Here is a 25752-nt window from a genome sequence, read left to right on the forward strand (position 1 = left end):
ATGGGTAACGGTTTTGTTGGGTATCAAAGGAATATATACCGTCTCGCGCCGACGACCGAGCCTCAGTCCTCGGTGTATTCGACCGCAGTTATCTGGACGTCCCAGTGGGTGTTGTGTGCCGTCGTTATCTTCCACCCGCCTTCGATTGTAACCCCGTCCTCGACCGCGTCCGTGAGAACCGCGTTCAATGCATCCTTGAACTCGTCATCCGGTGATTGGCTGTCTACCATAGTAGTGTGAGAACAGGCAGGAGGGGACGACGGCGACGAGGCCTACTTGCCACGGTACGCGACCGTGGAACGAGATGATTCAGCCCCACCAGTTGTGTGCTCTATCCGATGTCTATCACCTACACAGAAAGCTCTGGTGCCGCTCTGATTCCTTATGAATAGCATTGAGGCCAATGCGCCAGTCGTAGGCGAGGTCCAACCGAACTGTTCTCTATGACCGAGCCGCCACATCTCGATGCGGGAGACGCAGTCGGTGACGCGCTCGACGCCGAGAACAGTGAGGCGGTCGCAGCGGCGGTGGAGGACGCCCTCGCGTCCGCGGAGACCGAACGGACGACGTACTGGATTCGTACACTGAGCCAGCGCATCGTCATAGCAGCCGACGACGATACGTCATAGACCGCGGAGAACCCGCACGCTTTTGCCGGGCGCTCCCCACCACTCGCGTATGAAGGAGGACCTCCTGGACATCGTCTGCTGTCCGCTCGACAAACACGATCTCGAACTCGACGTCGACGACGAGGAGGACGGCGACATCGTCTCCGGCACGCTCACCTGCACCGAGTGCGGCGAATCCTACCCCATCGAGGACGGTATCCCGAACCTCCTCCCGCCGGACATGCGGGAGGGTGCAGCCTAGAGCTTTTTCCCTCGGGCCACGAAGCGAGCGTGTGGCCGACACTCTCACGGTTCACGTGAACGCCGACGGCCCGCACTCCGTGAGCGCCGACGCCGCCGGTTTCGAGACCACGGGGTCGTTCGCGCTCGTTCTCGAGAACGCGGGGTCGCCCGCGCACGTCCACGTCCGACTGGACGACGCGCTCCGCCGGGTCGCCGCGCTGGGCGACACGAACCACTACGTCGACCGGAACGCCACCACCATCGTCGACGTGTCCGTCGCGGACGGCCCGCGGCCAGTCTCCGGCACCATCACGGTGTTCACCGGGTACGGCTCCGAGTCGGTCGACGTTCCCGTGCGAATCGAGGAACCGTCGGAGACGAGCGAGGGCGTCGCTGTCGGCGAGACGCTCGCGCAGAAACCGGACCCAACCACCGGCTCATCCGCCGAAACGCTCCTCGTCCCCGGCGCGGTCGCGGCGACCGGCGTGCTGTCCGCCGCGCTCGCGCTCGTCTTCCTCCATGGACTCGTCGCACTGTTCGTCGCGGGCGTCGCGCTCGTCGGCGCCGTCGCGATGGCCGGCTTCCTCCTGCGCGCGACCTAGTCGTCGTACGTCGGCGTCCCCGACAGCCCGCGGTCGTCCATCCGCTTCGCGCGAAGGTAGCGCGCCCGATAGCGGTTCGCGCCGTCGTTCACGTCCGCCTCCCGAATCTCGTCCGTGCGCCCGTCCGCGACCGCGCCGATGATGTCCTCGACCTGTTCTTTCTCCGTCGGCGTGAGTTCGAACGTGTACTCGCGCTCCTCGTCGCGTTCGAGCGTGACGAACTTCCGCGCCGCCGCGACGAACAGCGAACACGGCTCCCGGCACGGGAACGCGCCCTCTCCGCCCGGCGTGTCGATGTCGGTGTCCTCGTCGTACTCCCACTCCCGGCGCTTCAAGCACTGGGAGTCCACGCAGCAGGCTTCGGTCGCCCACTCCAGTTGTTCGGGCGTGAGCTGGCTCACGATGCTGTAGATGCCGGACTGGCGCTCCGCGGCCTCCCGGTAGTGCGTGATATCGAGGTCGCTCTCGCGCTCGCGGTGCCAGTTCGCCACCGTCGCCGGATAGACGAAGTCCACGGTTCGCACGAGGTCGTCGCCGGAGAGGCCCGTGAACGTCCAGCCGTGCGGGAGGGTCGGCGCGGTCGAGAGTGGTCGGTACTTCCCGTCGTCGTCGTGCTTCACCAGTTGTCGGGCGTCCAGCGGGTCCGTGTACGTCTCCAGCTCGGCGTCGATCGCGTCAGCGTCCTCGCCGTGACGAACCTCGTAGATGTGCTCGCCGTCGCGGATGCGGGCGGTGACAAGGAGTTCCCCCCACTCTCGGGTGAGGCCGTCGCCACGGAGCGCGTCGAGGCGCTCGGGGACGGTGTCGTCGCCGTTCGCGTGCTCCACCCACCGGAGGAACGCTCGCCGCGGCGTGTCCTCGCCCGCGACCTCCTGCTGCCAGTAGTACCAGTTCGCGACGTACTCGTTCCCGGTCGCCACGTCGCCGAGCTCGTCCGTCGACAGGCCACGGTGGCTCTCCGCCGGCGTCTCGAACCGATAGCCGTACGTCGTGTCCTCCACGCGGAGGCCGTCGAACTCGACGCCGTCACCGGCGGCGTCGATGAGCGCCGCGACCTGCACGGTCTCGCTCACTAGTCGCTCACCGCGTTCACGCCACCGGTCTCCTCGCGAACCTCGGCGATGGCGCGCTCGACGGCCGCGCCCGCGTCGGCCGCGCGCTCGAGAATCACGTCCGCGACGAGCGGTTCGGTGCCGACCGCGCCCGCGTACCAGATGCGGTGACCGTCCACGGTCTCCGGAACGTCCCAGCCGGTCCGGTAGTCCTCGGTGATACCCATGTCCTCCGGGATGTCCTCCTGCGTGTGGAAGCCGTCCGCGACGAACAAGGGGACGACCACGATGTCGGGCGCGTCGAAGAACTCCGTCACGTCGTCCACCTCGGGGTCCTCGTCCATGAACACCGCCTGCACCTCGTCGAACCGCCCCATCTCGCGGATGCGGTCCGCGTGGTAGTAGATGGCCTTCGCGGAGTTCTCGTTGCGCTCCGTGCCGTGCCCGACGACCGCGAGACCGAACCCCTCGCCCACGTCGTCGTCACCGGTGACGGACTTCGCGCGCTGCACGATGACATCACTCATCGAATCGTGCGTGCCGACGGGGCCGCAGTAGTGAATCGTCTTCCCCACGTCCGTCGCTTCGAGCGTGACGTGGTCGGCGGCCGTGCCGTCCGACTCCCAGTCCTCGACGCTCCACTCCTCCAAGCGGAGTTCGCGCGGAATCACTTGCTCCGTGAAGTAGCCCTCGCTCACGAACAGCGGCACCACGAACACCTCGTCGGATTCGAGCGTCCGCAAGACCTCCCGGAACGAGGGTTCTTCCTTCCAGAACGCCTCCCGGACCTCGTCGAACGCTCCTGTCGCGCGAATCGTGTCCGCGTGCGTGAACGCGGGTTCACTCGACCCCGGGTTCAGGTGCGAGCCGTGACCGACGATGACGAGCGCCTGACTCATACGAGAGTAAAGGGCCGCGTCGGTCTTAGTGACTTCGCAACCGGCCTCGGTTACGGGAATTCAAGGAGAAAGCCCCGCCCTTCAGGGCGGGGATGAATCCGACAACCCCTGAACAATCCACCATTCAAACGCTCGGCAGGATATTCAACGCTCGAATCCACACCTTCAAGTAGGTTTGTTTACATAATTTACGTATGGCGAAACAGGTCGTCACCCGCACCTACACTGCTTCCATCAGGAATCAGCAACGGGTGTCTGACGACCTCGATTCGCTCGGGTTCGCCGCTTCAAAACTCTGGAACGTCGGACGGTGGACGTGTAACCGTGTGTGGTCGGAGATCGGCCGTATTCCCAGCCACGCAGAACTCACCGCGTACCTCAAGAGCCACGAACGCTATGATGACCTGCATTCTCAGTCAAGTCAGCGAGTCCTGCAAGAACTCGCTGAGGCGTTCAACGGCTGGTACGGCAAACGACGCAACGGAGACACACGAGCGAATCCGCCGAAGTACCGCAAACACGGCGACGAACACCCGCGAAGTACGGTCACGTTCAAAGCCGCCGGGTTCAAACTCGACACACAGTACGAGCGAGTCAGGCTCTCCAAAGGCTCGAACCTCAAGGAGTACTGGTCGGACTTCATCCTATGCGAGTACAAGACTCGGCCCGACGTTGACCTTTCCACCGTCGAGAGCGTCCAACAAGTTCGGGCGGTCTGGATTGGTGACGAGTGGGAACTCCACTTCGTGTGCAAAGTCGAAATCGAGGTTTCTGACGCACCCGGTGAGAAAACCGTGGGCGTTGACCTCGGAATCAACAACTTCGCCGCGCTCGCCTACGAGGACGGTCACAGCGAACTGTACCCGCTCAACTGTCTGAAGCAGGACGACTACTACTTCAGCAAGCGAATTGCTCGCTGTGACGACTCAGACTCCGACCAAGCGACACGGTTGACCCAGAAGAAGTCGGCTCGTCGCACCCACTACTTCCACATCCTGTCCAAGCACATCGTCCAACGGTGTGTTGACGAAAGAATTGGGACGATTGTGATTGGCGACCTCTCCGGCGTCCGCGAGGATGAGGAGAACGGTGAGTCAAGGAACTGGGGCAAGCACGGAAACCTCGACCTGCACTCGTGGGCATTCGACCGCTTCACGTCGATGCTTGCGTACAAGGCTGGGGTGGAAGGAATTACAGTCGAACGAGTGTCTGAGCGCGATACATCGAAGTCGTGTTCGTGTTGTGGTCGAACACGAAAAGCGAACCGTGTTGAACGTGGGTTGTACGTGTGCGATGACTGCGGTACGGTGGCGAATGCGGACGTGAATGGGGCTGAGAACATTCGACAGAAAGTATCTCCGAGTCTCGCCTGCGATGGGGGAGATAGGAGTAACGGCTGGTTGGCACAGCCTTCGGTGTACCTGTTCGACCAAGAGAGCGGATGCTTCGCACCGCGAGAACAGGCCACGTCGTAAACCACAATATCCCAACGCGGTCGGGAATCCTCGCCCTTCAGGGCGGGGAGGATGTCAAGGAGACTCGACCACGACAGTATCCGCGGAGATGTCGCCGAGCCGTTGGCCGTCCATCACCCACGCGACGACGAACCCGAGAGCGTACACCCCGACAACATCGACCGGCCGCGCGAGGTTGCGGACGACCGCTTCGCGAGTCGAAATCGGGCTTCCATCGATGGACACGACGACCAGTCCCGTGAGTCGCTTCCCGAGCGTCCGACCGGTGAGCGCCTCCGGAACCGCATAGTAGCAGAACCCGACGACGACTATCGCGAGGAGGATGAGGCCCCCAACCGCCACGTCCGAGTACGTCTCGGGGTAGATGAGCGCGATGGAGACTGCGGCGAGCATAGCGGCGACGGCGGCACCGGCGAGGTCGAGGAGCGCGGCGAGCGCACGCCGAGGAAACACGTCCCGCGCGCTCGGGTCCACCGACTCGGTCGCGTCGGGAACGGTGACGTCCGCCGTCGTGGTGCCGTGGCGGAACACGCGCGGCGTTCGAACGCGCGACGGCGTGCACCCGCGCGCTGCGAGTTCCCGCGTCACTCCCGAAACGTGCGCCGCACCAGCGATTAGACACGCGCGCTCGTAGCCCTCGCGTTCTGCGATATCGACGGCTCGGTCCGCCATCCCGGCGTCACGCGTCGGAATCGTGAACCGAACGAGAACACTGCTCGCGAGGACGCCGCCGACGACAACCGGAACGGAGAGCGCGTTCGTGACGGCGAGAACGGTGATAGCCGCGGCGAAGAGGACGAACGCTGCGGCCGTTCCAAGCGGGCGACTGCGCCGGTACAGGCGTGCGTACCCGGCCTGCCCGACGACGACCCCCAGCGCGACGGCGGTCGTCAGCGCTCCCGCGAACGGGTCGGCGAGCGCGAGCACAGCCAGGCAGACCCAGTTCGCGAGCACCCACCACGAACCGCCCCAGTCGGCGAGCGCCGCCGCCAGGGAATCGACGCCGTGGACGGGGATGTCGTGCTCGTCCGCGAGCCGGTACGCAGCAACCTGCTCGACCGGCCGCACGTCCCTGACCAAGGGGAGGAGGAACAGAAGCTGGACGAGCGCCGTGACCGCGAGGCCGACGGCCGCGAGCGGCGCGCGAACGACGAGGCGAAGGAGCGTCCGCACCGCGACCGGTTCGGGAGCGTGTTCGAGGAAGAGAGCGTCGGCATCCGCCGCGAGCGCATCGAGATCGTCCGCGACTGCCCCGGGACGGTCGATGTGGATAGCGCCGAAGAGACGGAAGTCCATGAGAGCGTGTCGCCTGTCGGTCACTTCGCGGTTTCGGTCGCGACCGCACGACCTACGTTCGACCGTCACCACGAGGGAGATATGAGTTCGCTCGCGGAACGAACCCGGACTGCGGTGGACGCGCGTCCGTTCCTCCGGACGGCGCTCGCGGCGGGTGTTGTGAACTACGCCGCCGCCGCCCGACTGCTCGACGTGGACGGCGAGACCGACGCGGTGGCGACCGCGCTGCGGCGGTACGGCGACGACCTCACGCACGACGCCGACGCGGTGGACGCGACGGTGACGATGGAGAGCGGTCTCGGCGAGAGCGACACAGGGCTACTCGCGGTGAACGACACGGCGTACGCGGCGGGCACGGGGTCGCTCACGGGCGTCGTCGCGACGGGTGACGTGGACGCGCGAGCGCTCGCCAGTGTACTTGGACGGCTGGACACCGCGGGCATCGCGCCCGAGGCGGCGGGATACACCGACGGTTCGCTCGTCGTCGTGGTCGAACGCCGGGACGGCCCGAACGCGTTGCGGGCGGTGGAGACCGCGCTCGCCGCCGTCCCGCGCGTGGAGTTCTGACAACGCCTGACGCGTATTCGGTGATTTAAGGCCGGGGGCGGCGTACGCCCGTGCATGACGCTGCACGTGACGAACACGCTCTCCGGGGAGAAAGAGGCCTTCGAGCCACAGGACCCCGAGAACGTGCTTCTCTACTACTGCGGGCTGACCACGTCCGACCCGCCACACCTGGGGCACGCACGCTCCTGGGTGCACGTCGACGTGATGCACCGCTGGCTCGAATTCCTCGGCTACGACGTGCGACACGTCGAGAACTTCACCGACGTGAACGAGAAAATCGTCGCCCGGGTCGGCGAACAGGGCGACGACGAGGACGACGTGGCGAAACACTACATCCGCGAAATCATCGAGTCGATGCGCGGCCTGAACCTCAAGCGCGCCGAGGTCTACCCCCGGGTGTCCGAGCACGTCCCCGAAATCGTCGACCTCGTGGAGACGCTCGTGGAGAAGGGGTACGCCTACGAGTCGAGCGGCTCCATCTACTTCGACGTGACCTCGTTCGAGGAGTACGGGAAACTCTCGAACCAGCGCCTCGACGATATCGAAGAACAGGGCCAGGACGGCGAGCTGTCGGAGAAGCGAAACCCCGCCGACTTCGCGCTCTGGAAGGCGGGCGGCGTCTCCGAGGACGCGATAGCCGAACACCGCGGCCCCGAACATTCAGGAACGCCCGAACAGCCCGAGGGGCAGACGTGGGAGTCGCCGTGGGGCGAGGGGCGGCCGGGCTGGCACATCGAGTGCTCCGCGATGAGCATGACCCACCTCGGGGAGACGCTGGACATCCACGTCGGCGGCCGCGACCTCGTCTTCCCGCACCACGAGAACGAGATAGCGCAGAGCGAGGCGGCCACGGGCGAGACGTTCGCGAACTACTGGCTGCACTGCGCGCTCTTCGAAATCGGCGACGAGAAGATGAGTTCGAGCCTCCGGAACTTCATCACCGCCGAGGAAGCTATCGAGCGGTTCGGCCCGAACGTCGTGCGGACGTTCCTCGTCTCCGGCACGTACAACAGCCGACAGACGTACAGCGAGGCCGCCATCGACGAGGCCGAGGAGCGCTGGGAGCGCCTGTCGCGGGCGTACGACCGCGCGGTCGACGCCGCGGACAGCCCGGACGCGTACGCGAAACGCGCCGACGACGACCTCCGGGGCGCCGTCGCGGCCGCGCGCGAGGACTTCGCGGCGGCGATGAACGACGACTTCAACACTCGCGAGGCGCTGAGCGCGCTCGGCGACGTGGCGTCCGCGGTGAACGCGCATATCGACGCCAGTGACGAGTACGACTACGCCGGCCTCCGGCGAGCTATCGAGGCGTTCGGCGACCTCGGCGGCGGCGTGCTCGGCCTCCAGTTCGAGACCGTCACCGCCGGTGACGCGGACCTCGCCGGCGACCTGGTCGAACTCGTCCTCGACCTCCGCGAGGACGCCCGGGAGGCTGGCGAGTACGAGCGCGCGGACGACCTCCGGGACGGCCTCGAAGCCCTCGGCGTCACCGTCGAGGACACCGACGACGGCCCCACGTACCGGCTCTGACAGGTAGCCACCGTCTTTATGCCGTCTTCGAGCCAACGGAACCTCATGTCACGTCGAACAGCGGTCGCGGTCGCACTCGCCGTGCTTGTGCTCGCGAGCGGGTGTCTCGGGTTCCTCAGCGGTCCCGTGACGTTCAGCGCGAACCAGGTCACAGTCGAGGACTCGACGCTTCAATCCTCGGGCTACGAGGAGGTGTCGGTCGAGAAGATGCAGGTGAACCGAACGTTCACCGCCGCCGGCCAGTCGAAGACCGTCGAGATAACGAACTGGGTCGCCCAGTACGAAAAACAAGTGAGTGTGCTGGGTGTCGAACGCCGCGCCGCCGTGTTCGGGACGTTCTCCTCGCCCGAGGTGAGCGTGCTCGGGAAGAGCTTCAACCCCCTCAACGAGTATGACGACCACGAACTCGCCCAACTCATCCAGAAGCGGTACGGCACCATCGACGACCTCCAGGCGGTGTCGAACACGACGATGACCGTGCTCGGCCACGATGCGACCGTGACGAAGTTCTCCGGCACGGCGAACTTCGACGGGCAGAGCGTCGACGTGTTCGTGCACGTCACGAAGGTGAACGACGGCGGTGACATCGTCGCCGCGGTCGGCGTCTACCCGCAGCAGTTGGACGGCGAGCAGGAGCACGTGTACACGCTCCTCCAGAACCTCGAACACGCCTCATAACGCGAAGGCTTTTTTCGACCTCTCGAGAGGAGTGGGTATGGACAGCGTTCGCATCGCGGGGAGCGTACTCAGCGTTCTCTCGCTGCTCGCGTACGCGGTCGGCGTCGTCCAACCGTATCCGGGGCGCTCGTTCTCCGTCACGGGTGTGATGGTCGGTGTGACGCTCGCCGCGGTCGGCAGCCCCGGTCCGAGCGGGGGTGAGGGCGCGTGACGGTGACTGCCGTCGTCTACACGGACGCGGGCGTCACCGCCTACGACGACCTCGACGCCGCGAAGGACGCCCAGGGAACGACGTGGATTCGCGCCGACAGCCCGACGTCCGACGAACTCGCCGCCGTCCGTGACACGTGCAGCATTCACTCGCTCGCCCTCGAAGACGTAGAAAACGGCGTCCGCCCGAAGACCGAGGAGTTCGACACGCACACGTTCCTCCTCGTCACGGACGCCCGGTTCCGCGCCGGCGAGACCACGTTCGACCAGGAACTCGACACCCGTCCCGTCGGCCTGTTTGTTGGAGCGGACTGGCTGGTGACACTCACCTACGACGACGTGGATGCTATCGGCGCGACCTGGGACGCCGTGCTGCGCGAGGACGCCCGCGTCCTCAGCCGCGGCCCCGACTTCACCGCGTACCGCGTGCTCGACCGCATCGTCGACGACTACTTCGCGCTGCTCGACGACATCGAGGACCGCATCGAACTCATCGAGAGCGAACTCGTAGACGCCGCCCGAAGCGACCTCCTCGAGGAGGTCAACGACGTGCGCCGGGAACTCCTCGCCGTTCGGAAACTCCTCTGGCCGACCCGGGACGCCGTCAGCGGGTTCGCGCGCGGCGACCCGCCCGAGGTCCAACAGGAGACTGAGAAGTACTATCGGGACGTGTACGACCACATCGTCCAGCAGGTCGACCTCGTCGAGACCTATCGCGACCTCGCGTCCAGCTCCCGCGACATCTACCTGAACGCGCTCAGCCAGTCCACGAACGAGGTGATGAAACGCCTCACCGTCGTCGCAACCATCGTCCTCCCCTTGACGTTCGTGGTCGGCGTGTACGGCATGAACTTCGAGACGATGCCCGAGCTCGGCTGGCCGTACGCCTACCACGCCACCCTCCTCGGCATGGGACTGCTCTCCGCCATCCTGGTGTGGTACTTCCGCGAGCAGGACTGGCTATAGCGCGAGCGGCACGAGCAGCACGCCCATCAGGCACGTGCGGCGCGCGCCGAACCACACGGGCAGGTGACCGAGCACGCTCGCTGCCGCGAGCACGCCCACGCCGTACATCCCCGAAAGAACGTAGGTGAGTCCCACGACCACCAAGAGCACAGCGGCGACGACGCGCCGGTGGTCCATGTCCCCGACGACCCGGAGGTAGGCGTCGCCGACCGTGACAACGAGGCAGACCGCGACCGCGGCGGCGAGCGCGACCGCGAGCAGGAACACCGGGAGGTCGAGCGGCGCGCCCGACCGGTCGAGCGCCACCAGCACACCCGTGTGTGGTGTGCCCAGCGAAACGAACGCGTAGAGCGCGAAAATCGTGTTGGAGGTGTTGACGCCGCTGGTCGCGACGACGTACGCGCGGTCCGGCGTGTCAGATCGGGGGAGAACGCCGAGAGCGGCAGTCGCGGCGATGGCGCTCGACACGCCGGAGACGTACGCGACCGCCGCGCCGGCGACGGACCCAGCGAGCGCCGACACGCCGACGCTCCGCCGACTCGACTCAACGACTGCATCGCCCTGTTCGGGGACGCCCGCGCCATCGAGCGCCGCGAGCAACACGGGCACGCCGAACAACCCCGAGAACAGCGGGAGGAGTACGTCGCCGTCCCCGAGGGGCGCGTTGAGTGTCGCATCGAGTACCGTGAGTCCGAGGAGGCCGGAGAGCGCGACGCCGAGCGCCGCGCCGACGCGGGCGCGGGGCGTGCGCTCGCTCGCGACGAGCGCGCACGCGACCCCGGCGAGCACGAGCGGGAGGTGGGCGTCCAACCACGGACTGACGGACCACATTCCCATCGTTATCGGCCAGCCGAGCACGAACGCGAGCGCGACGGCGCTTGCGCTTCCAAGCGCGGACAACCGGAGGGCTTCGCGGCCGCGGCCAGCGAGTACGAGCCGGTGTCCGGGGAGCGCCGTGACGGCCATCGCGGCGTCCGGCACCCCGAGCGCGAGCGCTGGCACGATGTCGAGAAACGAGTGCGTGACGCCTGCAGCGAGCACGACGACACCGACGAGCACGGGGTCCCCCGGGAGGTCACTCGACACCGCCGCGAGCAGCACGGCGAGCGTGTTCACGTGCAAGCCCGGCGTCAACCCGGAGAGCGTGCCGAGGAAGACGCCGCAGAGAACGGCGGCGAGGACGCTCCCGGTCAGCGACGGGTCGACAAGCACGCGCAGGCCGTCCAGCATCACCCACCGCTGGCCGCCCGCTCGTATTTGAACCTACGCGCGGCTACGCGACTGGCGTCGAAAGAAAGTACGGATGTGTCGGGACGGACTTAGCCGAAGAGGTCGCCGAGACCCTCGCCGCTGGCCTCTTCGTCCTCCTCTTCTGCTTCCTCTTCTTCCTCGGCCTCGGCCTCCTCGGCCTCTTCCTCGGATTCTTCTTCGGCGCCGCCCTCAGCGGAGCCACCGGCGGCAGCGCCGCCCGCGGCGGGCGCCGCAGCAGCCGTCTCGATGGCGTCCTCGATGTCGACGTCCTCCAGCGCGGCGACGAGCGCCTTGACGCGGGATTCCTCGACGTCGACGCCGGCCGATTCGAGGACCGACGTGAGGTTGTCTTCGTTAATCTCCTCGCCCGATTCGTTCAGGATGAGTGCTGCGTAAACGTACTCCATTATTAGTCACCAAACATGTTTCCGAGACCTTCGGCGCCGGACTCGTCGTCCTCGTCCTCGCTGGATTCGCCTTCCTCGGATTCCGCTTCTTCAGTAGCCTGTTCGTCCTCGTCCTCGTCCGCGGTCTCCTCGACCGTGGACTGCTCGACTTCGACGCCGCGGAGTTCCTCCGGGAGCGCCTCGTCGTCGTCGATCTGCGCCGCGAGCGCACGCACCTGCGCGTCCGCTTTCGCAACGAGGTCGTCCGCGAGCTCGGGGCTCTCGACGGCCGCGTGAATACCGAGGCTCTTCGCCTCGCCGGCGGCCTTCGCGAGCAGCGTCGGCGCGGTCTGCGCCGTCGGGTACTCCGCGTTGACGGAGAGGTTCCGAGCGGCGGCCGCGGCGGACTGGATGTCCGCGCGGTACTCGTCCACGTCGATGGCGAGCTCGTCGGGCATGAACAGCACGCCCTCGGAGTACACCGCGCGGAGGTCGAGACCGACTTCCTTCGGCTCGATACCGAGCTCGGAGAGGACGTTGGCGACGTCGTCGCTGACGACCTCGCCCTCCTCCACGACCACGGAGTCGGAGAGCACCTGAATGGACCCCTCCTGAATCCGCGCGTCGGCACCGATCTGCTGGAGTTCGCCGACGAACGGGCCCGGGTCGACGCCCGTGTCGCCCTCGGGAATGACGATGTCGTTCGGCGCGACCTCGCCAGCGTTGATGGGCGCGGGAGTCTTCGACGCTTCGAGCTGCTTGTACAGCCCGAACGGGTTATCGTTCGTTCCGACGAGTCCGACCTGATCGCTCACGTACTCGGTGAGGTCTTCGAGGCCGCTGTCCACTTCTTCGAGCGCGCGCACGAGCAGGGTGTTCCGGCTCATGCGGAGTTCGGCGCTCCCGTGGAGCGCGCGCCGCATGTCCTGGAGCTGTCGGCTCGGAATACCGGCGACGTTCACGACGCCGATGCTGTCGTAGGACTCGATAATCTCGACGAGATTATCGACTTCCTCCTGCTTCCACTCCGGAATGTGGTCGGTGGTGCGCTCAGTTTCTGCGGACATCTCAGGCCACCTCGACGGACGGCCCCATCGTGGTCTTCACGTAGATGGAGTCCACGTTGAGCGGGCCTTTTTCGAGCGTTGCGTGCAGTCGACGCACGATAACGTCGATGTTGTCCGCGATGTCTTCCGGCGTCATGTCCTCCGCACCCACGCGGGTGTGGAAGGTACGCCGGTCGCGCGAACGAAGCTGCACGGTGTTCTTCATGCGGTTTACGGTCTCGACAACGTCGTCGTCGGGCTGGAGCGGGGTCGGCATCTTCCCGCGCGGACCGAGCACAGTACCGAGGTATCGACCGATGTCCTGCATCATGGACGCTTCGGCGACGAAGAAGTCCGTTTCGTCGGCGAGGTCTTTTGCAGCGTCATCGTCGTCCCCGAGGTCGGACAGCTCGTCCCCGTCGAGCACGTCGTCAGCGACGTCCTCGGCGCGAACGGCGGTCTCGCCCTCGGCGAACACCACAATCTGTGTCTCCTGTCCGGTTCCCGACGGCAGCACGACGCTCTCGTCGACACGATTCGACGGGTCGTTGAGGTCCAGGTCTCGCAGGTTCACGGCGAGGTCCACCGTCTCGCGGAAGTTCCGCTCGGGGGCCTCGTCGATCGCTTGAGAGACTGCCTCGTCTATGTCATCTGCCATCTTTCACCTCCGTAGTGTACTTGCCCCCTTCCGGGGAGCTCCTACGGGTCAGTGAAACAGGCTACGCCTGTCTCGTCCCGAACAACGAGTATGCCGCACTTAAGGCCGTCGTTACGCGAGAAGAGGGCGCACCTGTTCAGATAAGGACGAATGGTGAGGCGGAGCGAGGTTCGAGTGGTCAAACGAACTCGTCCGCCCCGGGATGATAGCGACTGCGTCGAGGCGGGGTTTGTGGAGCGAGGAACAACACCTGAGTCTGTGGCGAAATCCGGTATCCCGCTATGTGGCGGGAACATCGCGCTCCGATAACGTCTCGGTGTTACAAGCATAGATGCCGATTGTGATCATTCTGGTATCCGTAGTAAACCGCCGCATTGGCCCAGCTAAGCTGAACACTGCTCGTTTTCAATCTGGACTCTCCGGCGTAGACTGTACGTCACCACCTCCCTAACTATTTAATGTTATATCTTCAATAAAATATATGCGCCTTCACATCAGCACATTTGTTGTTGCACTGCTTGTCCTCACGGCAGGATGTACTTTCAATCCCTCGGAGCCTACAGCGGACCAGTGGGACAGGACACCAGACCACAGTTTAACCGAAAAATCAATTCCGGAAACTCCAGACAATCTCACGCACAAGAACGTTGTCGCATTCGCAAAACAAGTCGAGGAGGCGTATAAATGGAACCGCGAGTTAACCAACCAAACTATTGAACTTAGCGTAGGAGTCGTTGAGGAAGAATTAGTGAATACCACCGACGCAGGATATATCGTCCGATTGGAGCTGGAAGCGAAAAAAACGTATATAGAGGATGGTAATCGATTGGCCTCCGATGATTTTTATACTACATACTATTTCATCAACGATTCATCAATTTATCGAATTCGGTCAGATGGGAACGAATCCGTCCCGGATCCAAGAAATGGAGAACACATTCGTGAGTAATATACGAGACGTTTGTGGGCCAGGGCAGAGTTTGTTCCATTTTTGAGAACACAAGGTCAACTGGACGATTTCTATTGGCTAGTTGATTACTATCCATAATAACTACAATTAGATAAGAAATTTTAAGGTTGAGTACAATAAGGGTTCAAATGAATTCCAGGAGACAATTTCTCGGTGAGGTTGCAGCTACTTTTACTGATAATGCCACGTCCGCGCGATCACAGGGTTCACACGCGCGGAGCGCGGACGACGCAGTGTGCCGAACTTCCCGACGCGCCAGGTCGAGGCCGCGACCGACGCCATCGTCGTCCGCCTCACCGAACTCTCGGGCGGCGAAATCGGGCGGGTGTGGCGCGCCGGCCTGGACTCCGGTCAGTCCGTCGCCGTGAAGACCGGCCCGGCGCCGCTCGACGTCGAAGCCCGGAGCCTCCGCGTGCTCGCCGACCACGGCGCACCTGTTCCGTCCGTCGTCTGTGCGACCGAGGACGTGCTCGTGCTCGAATACGTCCCCGGCGACGAGTGGACGCCGGACGCCGAACGCGCGCTCGGACGGCTGGTCGCTCGCCTCCACGGGGAGACTGCCGACGCCTACGGCTGGCCCGAACCCACGTGGAAGGGACGGTTCGAACAGCCGAACCCTCGAACCGGGGACTGGCCGGCCTTCTTCGGCGAGTACCGTCTCCGCCCGGTCGCCGACGCCGCACACCGCCACGAGGGCGTCGACGACGACACGCGGGCGCGCGTTCACGCGCTCGCGGACGACACCCACGACCTCCTCCCCGACAACCCCACGCCCCGCTTCCTCCACGGCGACCTCTGGCGGAACAACGCCATTCCCGCCGAGAACGACGTGCGCGCGCTCCTCGACCCCGCGCCCTGGTACGGCCACCACGAGGTCGAACTCGCGTACGCCGACTGGTGCGGCCTCGGCGAAGACTTCAGGAACGGCTACGAGACGGTGCTGGATGTCGACCCCGCGTTCGAGGACCGCCGCCCCCTGTACGAACTCTACTTCGCGCTCGACCACGCCTACCACTTCCCCGACGAGGAGTACGATCGGTGGGCCGCGGACAGACTCGACAGGCTCGGCTACTGACTCACTCGCGGAGCGCGCGAACGCGCTCGCTCGTCGCGACGTACAGCGTATTCCCGGCCGCGGCGAGCGACGGCGTTCCCGTCACGGGGAGACGCCACAGCTCGCGTCCCGCCGTGGCGTCGAACGCGACGAGCGGCACGTCGTCGTTCGCCCACGGACCGACGTACACCGCGTCGTTCGCGGACACGGGCGCGGTGAGACTCGCGTCCGGCGCGTACGTCCACCGCTCGAACCCGTCCCGGGAGAGCGCAATCAGCCCGCCGCCGGTTCCGATGCTGCCCGCGGTCACGGTCGCTGTGCTGACGAACACCTCGTTCCCGGTCACGGCGGGCGAGAACGGCGTGTGCTCGAACGGGATAGCCGCACGCACGCCGCCGTCCGCGGTCCGGTACAGTCCGAGCCGGCCGGACGGCGACCCGTGGAACACGGCTTCCGGCCGGTAGACGGTGTCGCCGGCGACCGCGGCCCCATCGTACGCCGTGTAGCCGCTGTCCGCCTCCATCACCCACCGTCGGTCGAATCCGTCGGACACGTCGAACGCGCCGAACGAGAACCGGCCCGTGTAGACCGGGCCGCCCGCCGTCGTCGGAACGAACACGTCGCGTTCGGCGGTCGAGACGACCTCGCCGGTGTCCGCGTGCAATCGGACGGCGGTGTCTCGCGCGAGCAGATACACCCAGCCCGCGCGCTCAAACACGGCGTACGAGAGCGGCGAAATCTCAACGTCGTGCGTCCACGTCGGCGTTCCGGCGGGCGTGAGCGCGCGCAAGGTCTCGTTCTCGGCGTCGTACAGCCGTCCCGCGACGTACAGGAGCGACCCGGGCGTGGACCGCGGCCGCCGCCACCGAACGCGTCCGTCCCTCGCGTCGAGCGCGACGAGCGCGTCGCTCGTCCGCACGTACGCGCGGTCGTCCACGACGACGATGTCCGCGATATCGCCCGGAACCGTCCACGACCACGCGACGGACGGCGACTCCCGCGGCGGCGTCGCGTGCGGGTTGTGGCTCCGGCGAGCGTAACTATAGCCGTTCATCGGCCACTGTCCCGGCGACGGCGTCCACTCCGCGGCCACCTGTCGCTCGGGCCGCTCCACTCCTCGGTTACGGACGGCGTCCCGAATCCCGGAACACCCGGCTATCGACGCGCTCACCGCGGCTCCGACCGCCGCGAGCGCGCTCCGGCGACTCGACGCGGGTTCGCTGGAGGGCATACCGAACTCATTCGGGATGCAACACTTAGTACTTCCGCGGCCGCGCCGCTCGTCGGTCGGAGTCGAAACCGCGAAAACCCGCTGCTCGCTGCGTTTACGCTTCAGCGAGAACAACGCAGGACCCGGCTGCGTCCTGCTGGCGCTGGCTTCGGCTTACGCCTCAGCCAGCACGTCGTCGAACTCGCCGTTGTCGACGCGTTTCTTGAAGCCGCGCGCGTCCTCGCCCTCGATGGTGACACCGAGCGTGACGCACGTGCCGGCGACTTCCTTCGCGGCGTTCTTCGTGTCGTACGCGAGGAGGTCGGGCTTCTTCTGCTCCGCGATGCTCTTGAGCTGGTCGATGGAGATGTCGGCGACGAAGTTCTCCTGCGGTTCGCCGCTACCGGTCTCGAAGCCGGCCTCGTCCTTGATGAGTTCCGCCGTCGGCGGGACGCCGACTTCGATACTGAAGGAGCCGTCCTCCTCGTACTCGATGGTGACGGGCACTTCCGTGCCGTCGAATGCGGCGGTCTGGTCGTTAATCTCCTCGACGACTGCCTGTACGTCGACGGGCGTCGGTCCGAGCTCGGGACCGAGCGGCGGGCCGGGGTTGGCCTGACCGCCGGGTACGAGCACTTCGATAGTCTCAGCCATACCTATCCGAACTGTCGCCGCAGTTTTAAGGATTACCTTTCAGGGGAGGCTGACTCCCTGACGAGTGAGGTAGTCGTTGACAGCCTTGATTTCGACGGGACTACCGATAATTCGGGAGAGCCCGTCCTCGTCTACGACCGTGACGACGAACCGGTCGTTAATGTCCGCGCGGTGCTCCCGGAGATCGTCCGCGGGGAGGACGATCTGGGTGCTGTCGCGCAAACTCTCTGGGTCGGGCATCACGCGGACATGCAGGGGTTCAGGGCTTTAACGTGTCGAAAGCGAACGAGGTCGGCGATGGCGGCCTGATGAACAGGAATAAAGGCGGGACCGGCGTAGGGCGCTCCAATGGGACTGGAGGAGGAGATCGAGGAGTTGGAGGAGGAAATCGCCAACACTCCGTACAACAAGTCCACCGAAGCCCACGTCGGCCGCCTGAAGTCGAAGCTCGCCGAGAAGAAGGAGAAGCTGGAAGCCCAGCAGTCCGGGTCTGGCGGCGGGAGCGGGTACTCCGTGAAGCAGCACGGGGACGCGACGGTGGCGCTCGTCGGGTTCCCCTCCGTCGGGAAGTCAACGCTCGTGAACGCGCTGACGAACGCGGACAGCGAGGTCGGCGCGTACGAGTTCACGACGCTGGACGTGAACCCCGGAATGCTCGAATACCGGGGTGCGGACATCCAGATACTGGACGTCCCCGGCCTCATCGAGGGCGCTGCGGGCGGACGCGGTGGCGGGAAGGAAGTGCTCTCCGTCGTCCGGTCCGCGGACCTCATCGTGTTCGTGCTGTCCGCGTTCGAAATCGAGCAGTACGACCGTCTCGACGACGAACTCTACAACACGAAGATTCGACTGGACCAGGAGCCGCCCGCGGTCCGCGTGACGCGGAAGGGAAAGGGCGGTATCGACGTGAACACGTCGGGCGATATGGAGCTCGACCACGACACCGTCCGCGAAATCCTCCGCGAGCAAGGGTTCGTGAACGCGGACGTGTCTATTCGCGGGAACCCGGACGTGGACCAGCTCGTGGACGGCGTGATGGACAATCGCGTCTACCTCCCGTCGATGGTCGCCGTGAACAAGGTCGACCTCATCGAACCGTCCTACGTGGACACGGTAAAAGAAGGGTTGCGGGAGCGCGACATCGACCCCGAGGAAGCCGTGTTCATCAGCGCGTACGAGGAGAAGGGACTGGACGGCTTCAAGGAGCGAATGTGGGAGGAACTCGGCCTCATTCGCGTCTACATGGACAAGCCCGGGCGCGGTATCGACTGGGAGGAGCCGCTCGTTATCGAGCGCGGCGCGACCGTCGACGACGCCCTCCACAAACTCGGCGGGACGCTCGACGAGCGCTTCCGGTTCGCGCGCGTTACGGGGCCGAGCGCCCAGCACGACGACCAGCAAGTGGGGAGAGACCACGTCCTCGAAGACGAGGACGTGTTGCGCGTCGTCGCCCGCAGATGAGAGACAGAACGCGCGCGCTCGCCGTCGTTCTCGCGGGCGTCATCCCGTGGACCGTGTATTTCTACGACGGCGGCGCGGGCGGGTTCGCGGCCTACGGCCTCCTCAGTTTCACTCCCTCGTTCCACGTCACCGACCTCGCCACCTACCTCGACAATGCCGTCGTCCCCGGCGGCTGGTTCAGCGCGTGGCTCACCGGCGTCCTCCTCTACGCGCTCGCCCTCCTCAGCCTCGTGCTCGCGGCGTTCGGCCTCGAAGACCACCGCGTGACCGACGGCCTCCTGGCGCTCGCGGGCCTGAACGAACTCTACTTCGCCGTCGGCTTCTACACCACTCGGGACTACCTCACGCTCCCGCTCGGCGCGCTCTGCCTGCTCGCGGTCGCCGTCTGGGACTACCGCCGCGTTCGCGGCAGGGCGTTCCGACCCCAGTAGGTTTACGCCGCCCCCGTCCCAGCACTCGACTATGAGTGACTTCGTGCTCGACCACACGATGATTCGCGTGAGCGACCTCGAGGAGTCCATGGACTGGTATCAGTCCCACTTCGACTACGAGGAGAAGGGACGCTGGGACGGCGACGGTTTCACCATCGTCTACCTCGGCCCCGAGGACGTTCACGAGGACGGCGCGCTCCTCGAACTCACCCACAACGAGGGCGAGGAGGACTACGACCTCGGTGACGCCTGGGGCCACATCGCCGTCCGCGTCGAGGACGTACACGACGCGTACTACGACCTGATGGACGAGGGCGTCGAGGACTACCGGCGCCCCGAGGACAACCCCGGCTACGCGTTCGTCACGGACCCAGACGGCCACGAAATCGAAATCGTCGAACGTGACCACGGCGCGAAGTGGAGCCTCGACCACACGATGATTCGCGTCGAGGACGCCGACCAGCACCTCGGATTCTGGACGCGGAAGTTCGAGTACGAACACGCCGGCCGCTGGGAAGCCGACACGTTCGCGAACTACTTCCTCAAACCCGAGGGCGCCGCAGAGGAGGCGATGACGGTCGAACTCACCTATAATTACGACGGCCGCAGCTACGACCTCGGTGACGCCTGGGGCCACCTCGCCGTGCGCACGAGCGACCTCCACGACGACTGGGACACCCTCATGACGCGGGAGGCCGAGGACTACCGCGACCCCGAGTCCTGCGACGACAAGTACGCGTTCACGAAGGACCCGGACGGCCACGAAATAGAGATTCTGAACCCCGAGAACTCACCGGTCGACCGGTCCTAAGCAGTCCGCCCGTCTCCTACACGGTCCGTTCGTCGACTACGTCTTCCGGCGCTCCTGCGAGTCCGGTGAGCGCGTCCGCTTCGACGTGGTGGAGGTCGCCCGGAATCACGAGCAAGTGGAGTGGGTCGCCGAAATCACGGTCCGCGAGCGATTCGAGCGTGTCCGCTTCGACGAGTGAGTCAGGTGCTCCCGCGCGGGCGACGACGACGCCGAGCGCGTCCGGATTCCAGTGTTCCGCGAGCAGGCCGGCAGCATGGCTCGCGGTCATGTAGTCGTCTCCCTCCCGGTAGGGGTTGTCCACCTTGTCACCGAGCCGTCCCGCGGTTCGGTTGCTGGGAGGGGTTTCCCCGACCTTGATGTCGAGGTAGCAGAGCGTGTGCAGGCCGCGCTCGCGGTTGTCCTCGATGGTGTCCGTGACTGATGCGGGGACGCCGTCCGCGCCGTGCACCCATTCGAACGGCAGCGTTGTCGCCTTCCCGAACCGGTAGTTCTGGAGGCCCGTAAGTGATGATGCCGCGGACTCCGCGGTGGGCGCGTGAATCACGCGCGTGTCGATGCCGCGGTCGTGCGCGCGCAGTCGGAGGTCGACGTGCGTCGTCGAAATCATCGTGTCGCCCGCGGTGAGAAACACCACGTCGTCGGACTCGGCCGCGTCGAGAATCGGCTCGGGGTTCTGTTCGACGCCCTCGCGGTCGCGTACTTCGATATCGACCCCGTGATAGGATTCGAGGTCGTCGACGTCCGCACCGACGAGGTGGCTGGTGTAGAACTCCGCGAACGCGCGGTCCGCCTCCCGGACGGCCCCGCGTCCCTCGATGGTGATGGATTCCTCGTCGTAGAGCCCGAGGCCGACGAACGTGAGCATACCCGTGTTCGGGGGCGCGGGCGTTTTTCGGTTTCGGGTTCGGCGTGAAGCCGAAGGCGTAAACCCCGGCGTCGCCGAGAGCGAGTATGGAAGTCCCGTGCGTGCGCGCCCCCGTCGCAGAGGGGGAGGAGACGCGGCAAGAGCTCGCGGACGCGGACCTCGTCGCGCCCGAGTTCGACATCGTCGTCGACGACGGAACCATCTACATCCCCGTCACCGACACCGACGCGGTACCCGACGACCTCACCGTGGCCGTGCACGACGTGCCCGAGCGCCGGACGCCGACGACGCCCGCCGACGTTCTCGGCTTCGAACCGACGTACGAGCGCCTCGGCGACGTCGTCATCGTGGACGAGGACGACCCGGAGCGCGCCCGCCGGATTGCGGACGCCATCCTGGAGTCGGACGTGCGCGCGAAGACCGTCGTGAACCGCGCGTCGAAGGTGAAGGGCGAAACTCGCGTCCGCGACTGGGACGTGCTCGTCGGTGAGAGTACCGAGACCGTCCACCGCGAGTACGGCCACGAGTTCGCGCTCGACATCACCGAGGTGTACTTCTCGCCGCGCCTCGCCACCGAACGCCACCGCGTCGTCGAACAGGTCGAAACGGGTGAGAACGCGTTCGACATGTTCGCGGGCGTCGGCCCGTACGCGATTCCGATAGCGGACGCGGGCGCCGAGGTCGTCGCCACCGACATCAACGAGGCCGCAATCGACTACCTCCGCGAGAACGCCCGCCGGAACGGCGTCGAAGACCGCATCACCGCGCACGCGGACGACGTGCGCGACCTCGCCGCCGACTACGAGAACTGGGCGGACCGCCTCGTGATGAACCTCCCGCACTCGGCACAGGAGTTCCTCGACACCGCCGTCCGCCTCGCCGGCGACGACTGCACGATTCACTACTACGACATCCAGCACGAGGACGACCGATTCGGACCGGGCGAGCACGCCATCCGGGACGCCGCCGAACCCGACTACGACGTGACCGTCGAAACCCGGCACACCGTCCGGTCGTACGCCCCCCACGAGTACAACGTCTGCCTCGACGTCCGCCTCACCCGGGACTGACGGAACGTTTATTTCTCGCGAACCGACACGTATCAGGTATGCCGCGAACGCCCTCCATTCTCGAAAACGAACACGCCCGCGCGATCGGCGGCCTCTTGGCGGTGGTTTCGATACTGGTGGTTTTCGGAGGTATGAGCGCTTTTACTGCCGCATATATGCTCATATTGATCGGCGGTGTCGCCGTGGCTGACTGGCTGGTAGACGCTCGAAACCTCCCTGATGAGACCTCGCAGGGCGTGTACGGCGCGCTCGTCGTCGCCGCTGCCGGGTTCGTCGCACTCACGAGTCCGGGCGGTATGTCGGGTCAAGGCAGTATGCCGGCTGTCGTGGTCGTGGGCCTGCTCGCCGGGGTCGGCGCCTGGACGGTCCTCGACGCCTACACCAAAGCACGAGACGGCGACGACACCGAGACGCACGCGTTCGTTCGGGGCGCAGACGACGACGGCACCGAAGCCATGCTCCGCATGCAGACCATGAACGCAGTCAATCGAGAACTCAAGAACGCCGACGGCCCGCGAACACCCAGTGAACTCGCGGACACCCTCGACCTCACCGAAACTCGCGTCGAACCCGCGCTCTCCTACCTCGCCAGCAAAGGCCACGCCGAACACGTGGACGGCGGCTATCGCGCCACCCCGCCCCGCTGGGGACGCCTCCACCCGGTCGTCGCGTTCGCCCGCTGGCTCCCCCGCCGCATACTCGCGCCCGCCCGCCGACTCCGGGCCTGATTCGACAGCCTTATTTCTATCATCCGGCTACGAGTGAATGCGAAGGCGCGCCGGTATAGCTCAGACTGGTAGAGCGATTCCTTCGTAAGGAATAGGCCAAGGGTTCAAATCCCTTTACCGGCTCTTCTACTGGCGTTCACCGCCCACAGCAACAGGTCCCTCGATAGGCCGGTCCGACCCTTTTTAGCGTTGTCCGCTGACGCTCGTAGTATGAGTAACGTTCGCTCGCGTTCGACCGCAGGAGGCGCGATACTCGCGGTGGGTGTGTTGTTAGCGTTGGCGTTCACGACCGCGGAGGCGTTCTATCCGGGGTACAGCACGTCGACGCAGACGATTAGCGCGCTCGGGTCGGACACGGGAACCCCCGAATCGCGATTGGTGTTCAATGGCGCGATGGTTCTCGGGGGCGGACTGATGGCGGTCGCGGCGTACTTCCTCCGGGACGTGTACGAGACAGAACTGGTTCCCGCGTTGGTGGCGGTCACCGGCGTGGTCGGGTTCGCGGGTGTGGGGTTGTTCCCGGAGCAGACGGGCGCGCCGCACGCGCTCGCGGCATTGGCGTCGTTCGGTGGAAGCGGCGTCGTCGCGATCGCCGTCGCCCGCGCGGAGTCGGCGGCCTTCCGGTACGCGTCGATGGTTCTCGGCGTTCTCGAACTCCTCGCGCTCGCGGCGTTCGTCGGCCTCGGCGGCGGGACGGCGCTTGGAATCGGCGGTCTGGAGCGCTGGGTTGCCTACCTGGGCATCCTCTGGGCGGCGAGCTACGGTGGATTCCTGCTCGCGCGCGAAGCCTAGGCAAGCCCGAGGTGGTCGGCGAGGCGGGCGTACACGTCCGCACAGCTCTCTCCGGGCGTTCGATGGGGGGCAACGGTCCCGAGGGTCTCCCAGTCGCCGACGAGGACGAGGCGTTTGCGGGCGCGCGTGAGCGCGACGTTCAGCCGTCGCGGTCCCTCCTCGGGGAGTTCGAGGAACCCGCTCGCACCGTCGTCGTTACTTCGGACGAAGGAGACGACGACGGCTTCGCGCTCCCCGCCCTGGAAGGAGTCGATGGTGTCAACGGTCACGTCGGAGAGCCCGGCGTCCCCGAGCCGCTGGCGGAGCAATCGAACCTGACCGGTGTACGCCGCGATGACGCCTACGTCCGCGGTGGGAAGCCCGGCATCGCGAAGCCGTTCGACCTCCGCGACCACGGCATCGGCCTCCGCCGGGTTGTCGTAGGAGTTCCCGGCCGTGTCTCGGCGCTCCGGCCCGGTCACGTCCACGCCGCGGAGGGGCGGGAGGTCGTCGACCGTCCACGACTCGTCCCGCTCCGTGGTTTCGAGGAGGGCGTCGTAGAACTCCCTGTTGGGGAACGCGGCTATCTCCTCGTGCATCCGGTACTGCTCGCGCAGGGGGACGGCGAGGTCGTCGCCGTAGCGCTCCAGCAAGTACTCGAAGAGCGACGGGTGTGAGTCCGCGTCGGTATCGTGTTCGTTCGCGCTGTACGGTGGGAGTTGCTTGTGGTCGCCCGCGAGCACGAGTTTGCGAGCGCAGTCGAGGACGATAGCGGTCGCGGGCCGGCTCGCCTGCGTCGCTTCGTCCACGACGCCCACGTCGAAGCGGTTCCGGTCGAACGCCGCGGCCGCGCTCGTCGTCGCCGCCACCACGTCCGCGGCTTCCAGGGGTTCGTTCGCGTACTCGCGGGCGACAACCTCGTTCGTCGTGTTCCCGCCGGCGCGCGCGAGCGAGATGCCGGCGTCGTTCGCGAGCCCGTGCAACGAATCGGGGTCCGGGTCGTCGGGCGTGCTGTCGCCGACGAGGAGGTTGTCCACGGCCTGATTCGAGTGCGCGGCGACGAGCACGTGCTGGCCCTGCGTCGCGGCGTAGCGGACGTACGCGGTGAGCGTCCGCGTCTTCCCCGTTCCGGGCGGCCCGTGGATGCAGACCGCGTCCTCGGCGGCGTCCGCCCAGACGAGCGCGCGGCGCTGGTGGTCGTTCAGGCTCGGCGTCGGGTCGTAGTTCGCGTGCTCGTTCACCGTGAATCCGAGCGGTCGCGTGCCCGCGAGCAGTTCGCGCTTCGCGTCAGCTCCAGCCACCGACTCGATGGCGTCCAATCGGCGCTGGAACGGCACCGGATTCAGGAGGCTAGTGAGCCACGCGTCCGTCCCGTTCACCACTCGTTCGAGTGTTTCGTCGTCGATACCGGGGTCGAGCGGCCGGAACGTCACGTGCGGTCGGTCGACCGAGACGAGTTCGGTGTCGATCGGCATCCACGACGGCCCGCCGCGCGCGTCCAGCAGACAGCGGTTTCCGGGGAACAGGCCGGCGTCCCGGCGGAGCGACGGGTCGTCGTCTCCGACGTGCTGGAGGACGAACGCCACGTCCCCCATCTCGTCGCGGGTCGTCCCGACGAACGCGAACGGTCCCGCGGCCTCTCCTCGTCGAATCGATTCCCGGAGGCCCAGCTCGCGGTACGCCCGCCGCGCTCCCGACCGCTCGGCGTGTTTTTCCGTTCGCACGAACTCGCGAAGGTCGTCCAACACGGTTGAGTCGTCCACCGCGTGCGGTTCTACGGGCGCGAGTTCGCTCGGCGGTCGGTCGTCCGCGGGGAGCGCCGCGTCCGACGGCGTGATGTCGTCGCGCAGCCAGAACTGGACGCGGTGACCGATTTCGGTTCCGGCGGCGTCCGCGCAGTCAACGAACCGCTCGCGGCCGCTGATGCCGAACGACGTGTCGTGCCATCCGATTTGTTCTTTTTCGGGCCGGAACAACACGTACTCGTCCGTCAGCTCCGGCGTATCTCCATCGAACAGCGGGACGACGTACGCGTCCCCGCTCGGCGCGCGAATCCCGAGCGCCTCCATCGCGTTCCGCGCGGCGAGCGCCACGTCTATCGGCCGGTAGTCCTCCCGAAGCACGCCCTGAAAGAGTGTGGCCGCAGTCACCTGCCACTCGTCGAATGCGGGTGTCATCGCCACCGGGAAGCGGCCGCGTTCGTCGAACGACTCCGAATCACGGTCGTAGTCCGAGTGTTGTCCTCGTGAATGTTCCT

Annotated in this window: 30 protein-coding genes and 1 tRNA gene; 18 read left to right on the forward strand and 13 right to left on the reverse strand. The window is 66.0% G+C overall.

Annotated elements, in window-relative coordinates:
* Nucleotides 1–62: 62 nt before the first annotated feature.
* Entirely contained in the window at nt 63–230 is a 168-nt protein-coding gene (locus tag U3A55_RS00870) for a hypothetical protein (RefSeq protein ID WP_330989628.1), read from the reverse strand.
* Nucleotides 231–443: 213 nt separating this feature from the next.
* On the opposite strand from U3A55_RS00870, the gene U3A55_RS00875 reads away from it, so the two are divergent.
* Genes U3A55_RS00875 through U3A55_RS00885 form a run of 3 tightly spaced genes read left to right on the forward strand, consistent with a single transcriptional unit; the run spans nt 444 to nt 1453 of the window.
* A complete protein-coding gene (locus tag U3A55_RS00875) occupies nt 444–629 on the forward strand; it encodes a hypothetical protein (protein ID WP_330989629.1) in 186 nt (61 codons plus the stop codon).
* Between the two features lie 49 nt (nt 630–678).
* Nucleotides 679–870: a methytransferase partner Trm112 gene (locus U3A55_RS00880; protein WP_330989630.1), complete on the forward strand. Its 192-nt coding sequence runs from the start codon at nt 679–681 to the stop codon at nt 868–870.
* Nucleotides 871–901: 31 nt separating this feature from the next.
* Nucleotides 902–1453, forward strand: coding sequence for a DUF7524 family protein (locus U3A55_RS00885; RefSeq protein WP_330989631.1), 552 nt, complete (start codon nt 902–904; stop codon nt 1451–1453).
* Here the strand turns inward: U3A55_RS00885 and U3A55_RS00890 are convergent.
* Together U3A55_RS00890 and U3A55_RS00895 are read right to left on the reverse strand one after the other, a co-directional pair.
* On the reverse strand, nt 1450–2526 hold the full coding sequence (locus U3A55_RS00890; RefSeq protein ID WP_330989632.1) for a DR2241 family protein: 1077 nt from the start codon (nt 2524–2526) through the stop codon (nt 1450–1452). The two genes, U3A55_RS00885 and U3A55_RS00890, sit on opposite strands and share 4 nt — an antisense overlap.
* The gene (locus U3A55_RS00895) at nt 2526–3404 is read right to left on the reverse strand and encodes a CbiX/SirB N-terminal domain-containing protein (RefSeq protein WP_330989633.1); all 879 of its coding nucleotides are present in this window, start codon (nt 3402–3404) and stop codon (nt 2526–2528) included. Before U3A55_RS00895 ends, U3A55_RS00890 begins: the two co-directional genes overlap by 1 nt.
* 194 nt (nt 3405–3598) lie before the next feature.
* Between U3A55_RS00895 and U3A55_RS00900 the strand changes: the two genes are divergently transcribed.
* Nucleotides 3599–4879, forward strand: a complete 1281-nt coding sequence (locus tag U3A55_RS00900; protein ID WP_330989634.1) for an RNA-guided endonuclease InsQ/TnpB family protein — start codon at nt 3599–3601, stop codon at nt 4877–4879.
* Between the two features lie 54 nt (nt 4880–4933).
* Here the strand turns inward: U3A55_RS00900 and U3A55_RS00905 are convergent, their stop codons facing one another.
* Complete coding sequence (locus U3A55_RS00905) at nt 4934–6175, reverse strand: RDD family protein (RefSeq protein ID WP_330989635.1); 1242 nt, start codon at nt 6173–6175, stop codon at nt 4934–4936.
* Between the two features lie 81 nt (nt 6176–6256).
* On the opposite strand from U3A55_RS00905, the gene U3A55_RS00910 reads away from it, so the two are divergent.
* Genes U3A55_RS00910 through corA form a run of 5 tightly spaced genes read left to right on the forward strand, consistent with a single transcriptional unit; the run spans nt 6257 to nt 10129 of the window.
* Nucleotides 6257–6742, forward strand: a complete 486-nt coding sequence (locus U3A55_RS00910; RefSeq protein WP_330989636.1) for a DUF7523 family protein — start codon at nt 6257–6259, stop codon at nt 6740–6742.
* Between the two features lie 54 nt (nt 6743–6796).
* Nucleotides 6797–8275 (forward strand): cysteine--tRNA ligase, encoded by a 1479-nt coding sequence (cysS, locus tag U3A55_RS00915; RefSeq protein ID WP_330989637.1) that lies wholly within the window; start codon nt 6797–6799, stop codon nt 8273–8275.
* A 45-nt stretch (nt 8276–8320) separates the two neighbouring features.
* Nucleotides 8321–8953, forward strand: coding sequence for a DUF6517 family protein (locus U3A55_RS00920; protein WP_330989638.1), 633 nt, complete (start codon nt 8321–8323; stop codon nt 8951–8953).
* A gap of 37 nt (nt 8954–8990) precedes the next feature.
* The gene (locus U3A55_RS00925; protein WP_330989639.1) at nt 8991–9164 is read left to right on the forward strand and encodes a hypothetical protein; all 174 of its coding nucleotides are present in this window, start codon (nt 8991–8993) and stop codon (nt 9162–9164) included.
* Nucleotides 9161–10129, forward strand: coding sequence for a magnesium/cobalt transporter CorA (gene corA / locus U3A55_RS00930; RefSeq protein WP_330989640.1), 969 nt, complete (start codon nt 9161–9163; stop codon nt 10127–10129). Before U3A55_RS00925 ends, corA begins: the two co-directional genes overlap by 4 nt.
* Here corA and U3A55_RS00935 read toward each other — a convergent pair.
* From U3A55_RS00935 to U3A55_RS00950, 4 genes are all read right to left on the reverse strand, one after another.
* Nucleotides 10124–11359, reverse strand: coding sequence for a tripartite tricarboxylate transporter permease (locus tag U3A55_RS00935; protein WP_330989641.1), 1236 nt, complete (start codon nt 11357–11359; stop codon nt 10124–10126). The two genes, corA and U3A55_RS00935, sit on opposite strands and share 6 nt — an antisense overlap.
* A gap of 89 nt (nt 11360–11448) precedes the next feature.
* The gene (rpl12p, locus tag U3A55_RS00940) at nt 11449–11787 is read right to left on the reverse strand and encodes a 50S ribosomal protein P1 (protein ID WP_330989642.1); all 339 of its coding nucleotides are present in this window, start codon (nt 11785–11787) and stop codon (nt 11449–11451) included.
* Between the two features lie 2 nt (nt 11788–11789).
* Complete coding sequence (locus U3A55_RS00945; RefSeq protein ID WP_330989643.1) at nt 11790–12833, reverse strand: 50S ribosomal protein L10; 1044 nt, start codon at nt 12831–12833, stop codon at nt 11790–11792.
* Between the two features lies 1 nt (nt 12834).
* Nucleotides 12835–13470: a 50S ribosomal protein L1 gene (locus tag U3A55_RS00950; RefSeq protein ID WP_330989644.1), complete on the reverse strand. Its 636-nt coding sequence runs from the start codon at nt 13468–13470 to the stop codon at nt 12835–12837.
* 481 nt (nt 13471–13951) lie between these two features.
* Here U3A55_RS00950 and U3A55_RS00955 point away from each other — a divergent pair, with 481 nt between their 5' ends.
* Together U3A55_RS00955 and U3A55_RS00960 are read left to right on the forward strand one after the other, a co-directional pair.
* Nucleotides 13952–14419, forward strand: coding sequence for a hypothetical protein (locus U3A55_RS00955; protein ID WP_330989645.1), 468 nt, complete (start codon nt 13952–13954; stop codon nt 14417–14419).
* A 256-nt stretch (nt 14420–14675) separates the two neighbouring features.
* Nucleotides 14676–15515: a fructosamine kinase family protein gene (locus U3A55_RS00960; protein WP_330989646.1), complete on the forward strand. Its 840-nt coding sequence runs from the start codon at nt 14676–14678 to the stop codon at nt 15513–15515.
* Nucleotide 15516: 1 nt separating this feature from the next.
* Here the strand turns inward: U3A55_RS00960 and U3A55_RS00965 are convergent, their stop codons facing one another.
* From U3A55_RS00965 to U3A55_RS00975, 3 genes are all read right to left on the reverse strand, one after another.
* Nucleotides 15517–16725 (reverse strand): outer membrane protein assembly factor BamB family protein, encoded by a 1209-nt coding sequence (locus tag U3A55_RS00965; protein WP_330989647.1) that lies wholly within the window; start codon nt 16723–16725, stop codon nt 15517–15519.
* Nucleotides 16726–16878: 153 nt separating this feature from the next.
* Complete coding sequence (locus tag U3A55_RS00970; RefSeq protein ID WP_330989648.1) at nt 16879–17358, reverse strand: 50S ribosomal protein L11; 480 nt, start codon at nt 17356–17358, stop codon at nt 16879–16881.
* Between the two features lie 39 nt (nt 17359–17397).
* Entirely contained in the window at nt 17398–17598 is a 201-nt protein-coding gene (locus U3A55_RS00975) for a VNG_1110C family protein (protein WP_330989649.1), read from the reverse strand.
* A gap of 108 nt (nt 17599–17706) precedes the next feature.
* Between U3A55_RS00975 and U3A55_RS00980 the strand changes: the two genes are divergently transcribed.
* Genes U3A55_RS00980 through U3A55_RS00990 form a run of 3 tightly spaced genes read left to right on the forward strand, consistent with a single transcriptional unit; the run spans nt 17707 to nt 20061 of the window.
* Nucleotides 17707–18819: an OBG GTPase family GTP-binding protein gene (locus U3A55_RS00980; RefSeq protein ID WP_330989650.1), complete on the forward strand. Its 1113-nt coding sequence runs from the start codon at nt 17707–17709 to the stop codon at nt 18817–18819.
* A complete protein-coding gene (locus U3A55_RS00985; protein WP_330989651.1) occupies nt 18816–19250 on the forward strand; it encodes a hypothetical protein in 435 nt (144 codons plus the stop codon). Before U3A55_RS00980 ends, U3A55_RS00985 begins: the two co-directional genes overlap by 4 nt.
* 31 nt (nt 19251–19281) lie before the next feature.
* A complete protein-coding gene (locus tag U3A55_RS00990) occupies nt 19282–20061 on the forward strand; it encodes a VOC family protein (RefSeq protein WP_330989652.1) in 780 nt (259 codons plus the stop codon).
* 16 nt (nt 20062–20077) lie between these two features.
* On the opposite strand, the gene dph5 is transcribed toward U3A55_RS00990, so the two are convergent.
* Nucleotides 20078–20926 carry a diphthine synthase gene (gene dph5, locus U3A55_RS00995; RefSeq protein WP_330989653.1) on the reverse strand — a complete coding sequence of 283 codons (849 nt, stop codon included), beginning with the start codon at nt 20924–20926 and terminating at the stop codon, nt 20078–20080.
* A gap of 86 nt (nt 20927–21012) precedes the next feature.
* On the opposite strand from dph5, the gene U3A55_RS01000 reads away from it, so the two are divergent.
* From U3A55_RS01000 to U3A55_RS01015, 4 genes are all read left to right on the forward strand, one after another.
* On the forward strand, nt 21013–21996 hold the full coding sequence (locus U3A55_RS01000; protein WP_330989654.1) for a class I SAM-dependent methyltransferase: 984 nt from the start codon (nt 21013–21015) through the stop codon (nt 21994–21996).
* A 182-nt stretch (nt 21997–22178) separates the two neighbouring features.
* The gene (locus U3A55_RS01005) at nt 22179–22724 is read left to right on the forward strand and encodes a hypothetical protein (RefSeq protein ID WP_330989655.1); all 546 of its coding nucleotides are present in this window, start codon (nt 22179–22181) and stop codon (nt 22722–22724) included.
* A 49-nt stretch (nt 22725–22773) separates the two neighbouring features.
* Nucleotides 22774–22847 (forward strand) — tRNA-Thr (locus U3A55_RS01010).
* Nucleotides 22848–22934: 87 nt separating this feature from the next.
* Complete coding sequence (locus tag U3A55_RS01015) at nt 22935–23516, forward strand: DUF998 domain-containing protein (protein ID WP_330989656.1); 582 nt, start codon at nt 22935–22937, stop codon at nt 23514–23516.
* Here U3A55_RS01015 and U3A55_RS01020 read toward each other — a convergent pair.
* Nucleotides 23513–25672: an AAA domain-containing protein gene (locus U3A55_RS01020; RefSeq protein WP_330989657.1), complete on the reverse strand. Its 2160-nt coding sequence runs from the start codon at nt 25670–25672 to the stop codon at nt 23513–23515. The genes U3A55_RS01015 and U3A55_RS01020 overlap by 4 nt on opposite strands.
* Nucleotides 25673–25752: the final 80 nt, after the last annotated feature.

Source organism: Salarchaeum sp. III, assembly GCF_036418315.1.
Classification (GTDB): Archaea; Halobacteriota; Halobacteria; order Halobacteriales; family Halobacteriaceae; genus Salarchaeum.